Origin of the sequence: Psychrobacter sp. 5A.1 (assembly GCF_030407455.1) — a bacterium.
In the GTDB taxonomy this organism is placed as follows: Bacteria; Pseudomonadota; Gammaproteobacteria; order Pseudomonadales; family Moraxellaceae; genus Psychrobacter.
The window spans coordinates 2,881-9,363 of sequence record NZ_JASDDJ010000087.1 but is presented as its reverse complement, the minus strand read 5'-3'; the positions used below and the strand labels follow the sequence as shown (position 1 = coordinate 9,363).

The following is a 6,483-nucleotide window of genomic DNA, read 5'->3' as shown; positions in this document are numbered from 1 at the left end:
CTTATTGATTCTTTGAGTGTTTTTTTGTTTGCAAACCCCAATCGATGTTGCTATATTATTATTGAATATATAAATTTGTATATTAATAAAATAGAATTTCAACAGCACTAATATTAAGCCGCATCAAACCTATAAAAGTCATACTGAATAGGCTTTTGTAGCTGGAATGAACTGATGATAAAAGTTGTTTGTATTTTTTCATCACATGTTTTTATTGATAGTAATAGCTAGTCAAATAACATATAGGTTGGGGAGTACAAAATGAAGATTAAAAAATACTTGTTAGTGTCGGTTGCACCGGTGGCACTGGTAGTTCCATTGACTATTGCACATGCAGATACTTTCGATACTGATGCTTTCATTGGAACGTCAGGTGGTGGCTTTGTCTATGTCGATGAAAAAGAAAATGTCGTAGAGCCAGGTATTAAGGCGATAACCTTTACCGCGTCTAGGGACAATGAGTATACGAATGAAAATCCGGTTATTGTTGAACCTTATGATAGATTCACCACTAGCTTCTCAGATCTTGACTCACGCGGTATCGTCACCAATTGTCTGATGGCGAGTAATGAAGCGCTGTGTGATTCAATATCTGGGTCTGGCAAACGTATAAAAAACTATCTAACAGGAATGGATCCATTTGATACGCATTTTCGTACTTCAACAAAAGAATATATAAATACAGAAACAGATGAACCTATCGATACTTCATCAGTGGATTATTTCACGTTTGGAAAAATGTCTAATTTTACAGGTGCGCGTATTACTGGTTTCAATATTGAGCTATTGGATAAAGATGGTAATCTAATGGATGAGTTGGATCCTGATAACACTGCTTTATTTAACCTCGATGCTACAGATATTGGTTTAGGTGCTGGATTGACCGATGGTTTATTTGGTGGCGGTGGTCAAGAAGGTGAAATTGGATTTTTCTCTCCTGAAAAAACAAAGGTGGTGTGTCAGAAAGTATGCTGAGGAGATAAAAGGAGGGTGACAGCCGAAGCAAGATGATATATTTGAGGTTATGAAGACACAAATACAGATCAATTGCCCCGACTGTCACAGTCCCAGTTTAAAGAAAAATGGCAAAAAAAGCTATGGTAAGCAAAACTACCAGTGTAAGGACTGCAAACGACAATTTATTGGTGATCATGCTTTAACCTACCAAGGTTGTCACTCTCAAATAGAAGATAAAATACGGCTAATGACGGTTCATGGTTGCGGCGTTAGAGACATAGCGGTTATAGCCTCAGTCAGTATTGGTAAAGTATTGAGCACCATAGGCTCATCTGTTTATAAGATCGCGCCTAAGAAGCGCTACTATGAACGCTTAGAGGTTGATGAGTTCTGGACTTACGTGTATCGCAAGAAGCGTAAAGTCTGGCTCATCTACGCTTATGACCGTGCAACTAATGAGATTATCGCTTATGTCTGGGGCAAACGTGACCTAAAAACGGCTAAGAAATTAAGAGCACGTTTAAAGCAGCTTACAGTCAGCTATGGCTCTATCAGTATGGACAACTGGGACAGTTTTATAACCGCCTTTAAACTTGATCACAAACGAGTTGGCAAATCTCATACGGTAGGCATTGAAGGTAATAACTGCCGTCTTAGACACCGATTGCGTCGGGCGGTTAGAAAAACCTGTTGTTTCTCTAAGAACCTGTTCACAATCTTTTCAACAACAAAGCGATGAAAGCGAGATTGGTAAATTGAAGGCTTGAATTTAAATGACGCTCACAGTTTTTCCATAAGCGTCTATTTTTCTCAAGCCAAGCAAACGAACGTTCTACAACCCATCGCTTTGGTATGACTTTAAACGTATGCAGTTCATCTCTTTTGGCAACTTCTGTGGTAACGGTTTCGCCTAAAATAGATTTAACACTATTAGCAAATGCCTCACCTCGATAACCGCCATCAACCATCACATTTTTTACGCGGCTTAATCGTTTAGCATGTTGACGAAGCAACGTTGTAGCACCCTCACGGTCGGTGATGTTAGCGGTCGTGATACAGATAGCATGCGGCAAGCCTTGGCTGTCTACCGCAATATGGCGCTTAATCCCTGATACTTTCTTTCCTGCGTCATAGCCTTTGTGTTTAGCCGTGTCGGTATTTTTTACGCTTTGAGCATCAATGATGATAAAACTGGTTTTGCCCTTACGGTTGTCCTTCTTTCGCGCTTTTTTGACCAATTTTTTTTAAGGCCTTGTCAAGAATGCTGTTGCCTTCTTCGTCAAGCTCACTCCATTTCTGAAAGTAGGCGTGGACGGTGCGCCATTTGGGGAAGTCATGGGGCAGCTGTCGCCATTGGCAACCTGTTCTTAGTATATACAATAACCCACAAAATACGTCATACAGGTCAACCGTTCTTGGTTTGGTCTTCTTCCTTGCACTTTCTAGAATGGGTAGTATGTGCTCAAATTGTTTTCGGCTAATGTCGCTTGGATAGGCTTTTCTCATGGTGAATAATTTGGTTATTAATCGATTATGTGGCTTATCCTAGCATATTTTTTAATCGTGAACAGGTTCTAAGAAGCTTGATAATCACTTTAAGGTGTTTGATTTGGTGTTCTTTTATGTCAATTATGGCTACGTCTAATGCCAGCATACTTTTTAGAACACCACCAACTTATTATATAGCGACATCTTATTCCAAAACTAAGGTTACAAGGAAGGGGGTCAGGGCAATATTTTGTCCATTACACCGATTTGTACTATGATTTGGATCTGAAATGAATGATATACAGAGGATTGGGTTTCACTAACAAATTTATGAAGTAAAAGATGATGATCATTCACTGCTAAGCGTCTTTTTTGCAACGCTTAGCAATGAATGAAAGATTGAAACCGGACTTAAATGATATAGTCGGTGGTTGGTGTCGCCAGATAGATATCTGTACATATCGTTGCTATATCTACCGCAGTAGCACTGATAGCAGCATCAATACTAGACGTTGGTTTGTCAGTATTATCTGGCTGAGACTGAGCATCCAAGCCTAATGAGCCATCTAGCGTGTCACTTTGTAATACGTCAGACAATTGCAGATCACTATTGCTTGTTAGCGCCTCGTTTTGGTTTTCCTCATACATAAACAGAACATCATGTATGTCACGAGTTTCACCATCTAGATTGGTATATAGGCCTTCTAGCTCTACTAAGTTGCCGTTATTCTCAGTCAATGTTTTATAAGTATCTAGACTGATTTCGCTCACATCAGCGTCTACTAAACTGAGCAGCTCGCCTGATTGGGTGATTCCATCCGTATTTGCATCCTGCCAGACTTGCAATTGTGAGAATGCGTCGTCATCGGCATTGATGATACCATCACCGTTACTGTCTAAATCTGCTAACGCATCAAAACCATCGGTGGCGATACTGCCGTCTTGCTTAATGGTTGAGTCACCAAATAATTCTCTAGCGTCATTGATCAGCCCATCATGGTTGATATCTCTGACAAGCAGACCATCATCTTTGTCCACCCAGCCGGTTTTGTCTTGATCTCCATCAGCGTCTATATCAAAGGTAACGCCTTGTGAGATATGAACGGTTTCAATACCATCATTGTCTAGATCCAGTACCAGTGGTGTATAGTTTGTGGTATTGATATCAATCGTACTGCTTTGATTGTTGCCTTCGGCCACGACTGCCCCATTGACGCAAAAAGTATGTAAGACACCTTGCGAATCTGTGTACTCAAGCTCTGCTCTGATGACATTCCCTGTAGCAACATACCTAAATCCTGATTGAATTTCTGTATTAGCATCATAGTACCTGATGGTAACGCCGCTAGGCAGTGTGTCGCTTAGATTGACGCTTACTGAGTCAATTATATTATAACTAGGAGAATTATAATTTCTAAAAGTAGCTTCCAACGCTGAGTTGTCTGCGATTTGTTTAATGGCGTCTAAGCCCGCGTCTCCTGCAATCTCTACTGTTTTTGAATAAAGATCGTCTTTGGCATTAAATACTGTCCAAGCGGATATTCTTACCGTTTCTGTTGCTTCATTTACGCCGTCATTCACCGCCTGAGTGCGCATCTCTAAGACTGAGGTGCCTGAGGCAACATCGAAAGTTGCACGGCCGTTTATTACCTCTAATGGTGTCCATACGCCATTAATCTTGGCTTCTAACCCACTGACATCTGCATCATCACTGCTTTCTGCATTTGTTTGGTTTAACGAAACTTTGATTTTGCTAGGGCCACTGGTTTCTTTATCAAACACAACCTGAAAGTCAATGTAGTCCCCTTCTTGATAAGGCCCATTATCTGCTCTTATCTCTTTAATCTCTGGCAAAGTATCCATCTGAATGTTTAGTGAGCTTTGTGAGGTATCTTGATCGCTATCTGTAACCAAGAACGGTAAGCTCAGGCTGGTTATTTTAGCCGTCGAATCTACTTCAGATATATTATATCTAGGCTCAGAGGATGCAATATCTTTAATTGTCACTTTTATGATGGTGTGGTTGTCGGTCGCGTCTGTGCCTATCAATACTAAATCATTGCTAGGATCGAGGCTCCAATTTATATCTGCCGCTGCAGTGTAGACAATATTGCTAATATCCCACGCAAACGAATGTATATCATCGATATTATCTGCTCCAATAGAAAAGTCTAAAGCCCCGCCTATGTCTTTGATATACGTTTCTGGATAGGTAATCTCTGAGGTCGTACTGATAGTATTTAATACCCCATCAGTTAATTCCTCAATCACAGTAATGATCAGTGGTACGTTTCCGTTCTCTATGCCGTTATCTGGGTTTGATATCTCATTCAAGCTACCAAACTCGTTGCCTGCTGCAGAAACATTGGAACCCACACCGATGGCATGTACTTCATCGAAGTTATCATGACTGTAAGTTTTCCAACTGTTTATGTCCTCACTTAAATTACCAGCGTTTGCCTCTCCATCTGATAAAAAGTAGAATACCGATTGATTGGCTTCTGGCATGGAGGTGTCAAAATCACCTTGGTCATCATACATCACCTCTTTGATAGCAGCCGAATAGTCTGTACCACCAGTAGCGGTTAGGTCATTTATTGCACCTTTAGCATCTGCGGAGTCCAACCAACCATAATCTACAGCATTATATTCAAAAGAGATGAGGTTTACTTGAACCTTCCCAAGTAGCTCGTATTCTTCAATCAGCCTAGTGGCTGCAAGCTTTTCGTTCTCCAAAATATTGTCGTAACCAGTACTGCCAGAGATATCTAAGACAATGGTGATATTTGTCTTCAATTCGCCGAATTCTTTAATGCCTGTTTCTAGGTTTGTGGTTGTGGAGGTCGGACTGTCGTCTTCAACGGCAACATTGAAATAACCGGTATTAGACTGACTATCAGTAGCTTTAAATTTTAGGTCTAGAACGTCTTCGCCACTTAGCGGATGGTCCATCGCTTGGTATAACTCGACTTGATAATTTTGATTACTATCAAGAGTGATGTCCAGAATTTTGCCATTATCATTAGACCCTACCAAGGTGCTGTTGCCAGCATCCCAAGCCCAAGAGATATCTTTACCTCCTGATTGAACGAGGTCTCCCACATAGTCAATTGAAGTCACTGTAGAGTTGGCGTCAAAATCTAAGCTGATGCTATCGGTCGTACTATTGGTCTGATCAGACGCTGACGTCGCCCCTGCCTCGTCCACATTTCCAGTAGGTAACCCTTCTTCAGATACTCTTGCCCAAGCAAAATCTTTGATAATTCCTGCTGCACTAACAGGTGTTTGAGTGCCTATTGAATCTTCAACATTAATAGACTCTTTATATTCAAATGACCAGTCATTGACGGTTGGAATTTTAACTTTAAAGGCATCTATTCCGGAGTTAAGTTCGACATCAAATTTACCATCAACCACGTTGACCGTGGTCCAACTAGATCCGTTATCTGTAGAGACTTGTACAGGTGTCGCTGTATCTGTACCTAATGTGGCACTTCCAATTAAACCAGCAACAATACCATCTGAAAGCTTCACATTGACTGTAGTATCAGATGTAGGAGTGTTATTTAACGTAATCTCGTGAATTAAAGGGTTGCCCTCAATTACTTCATCTGAAGTGATTAATGCTACTTTAAGTTCTGTCTTTTGAACAATAGGATCAATCTCTACCGGCGTACTGACGGAGGTTTGACCAGTGGTTGATTTTGCGGTGACATTAAAGGCAGGCAAATCGGTGCCGGCATTGACCAAATCAGCGCCTGCTTGGGTGAGCGTGACCGTTCCTGTGGCGGCATCGATGGCATAGTTGACGCTGTCATCAATGCTGTAGCGGTAATCTGCCCCATCTGGGTCATTGACGGTGTCAACGGTGGTGACCACATCACCGGCAGCGGTGGCATCTTCTACAAACACCGGTGGCGCTGTCATGGTTAAGGTGATTGGCTCATTGGTGTCAATGGCAGGATCAATCTCTACCGGCGTACTGACGGAGGTTTGACCAGTGGTTGATTTTGCGGTGACATTAAAGGCAGGCAAATC

The 6,483-nt window shown here is 41.4% G+C and carries 4 protein-coding genes; 2 read left to right on the top strand and 2 right to left on the bottom strand.

Annotation, left to right across the window (positions count from 1 at the left end; translation table 11 throughout):
* The first annotated feature begins 261 nt into the window (after window positions 1–261).
* A complete protein-coding gene (locus QL982_RS13565) occupies window positions 262–975 on the top strand; it encodes a choice-of-anchor F family protein (protein WP_290165312.1) in 714 nt (237 codons plus the stop codon).
* A gap of 49 nt (window positions 976–1,024) precedes the next feature.
* Window positions 1,025–1,696 (top strand): IS1 family transposase, encoded by a 672-nt coding sequence (locus QL982_RS13560; protein ID WP_290165314.1) that lies wholly within the window; start codon window positions 1,025–1,027, stop codon window positions 1,694–1,696.
* Here QL982_RS13560 and QL982_RS13555 read toward each other — a convergent pair.
* Both QL982_RS13555 and QL982_RS13550 read right to left on the bottom strand, forming a co-directional pair.
* Window positions 1,668–2,463, bottom strand: a protein-coding gene (locus QL982_RS13555; RefSeq protein ID WP_290165315.1) for an IS5 family transposase whose coding sequence is annotated in 2 segments (ribosomal slippage) — window positions 1,668–2,201 and window positions 2,203–2,463 — 795 coding nt in all. Because the reading frame shifts where the segments join, the coding sequence is not laid out codon by codon here. The genes QL982_RS13560 and QL982_RS13555 overlap by 29 nt on opposite strands.
* 393 nt (window positions 2,464–2,856) lie before the next feature.
* Window positions 2,857–6,483, bottom strand: a 3,627-nt coding sequence (locus QL982_RS13550; RefSeq protein ID WP_290190390.1) for a vWA domain-containing protein, incomplete at its 5' end; no start/stop codon positions are given.

Bases quoted from the DNA above. Each gene is read 5' to 3' on its own strand.
- QL982_RS13560 (WP_290165314.1), top strand. From the start codon at position 1,025: ATGAAGACACAAATACAGATCAATTGCCCCGACTGTCACAGTCCCAGT.
- QL982_RS13565 (WP_290165312.1), top strand. From the start codon at position 262: ATGAAGATTAAAAAATACTTGTTAGTGTCGGTTGCACCGGTGGCACTG.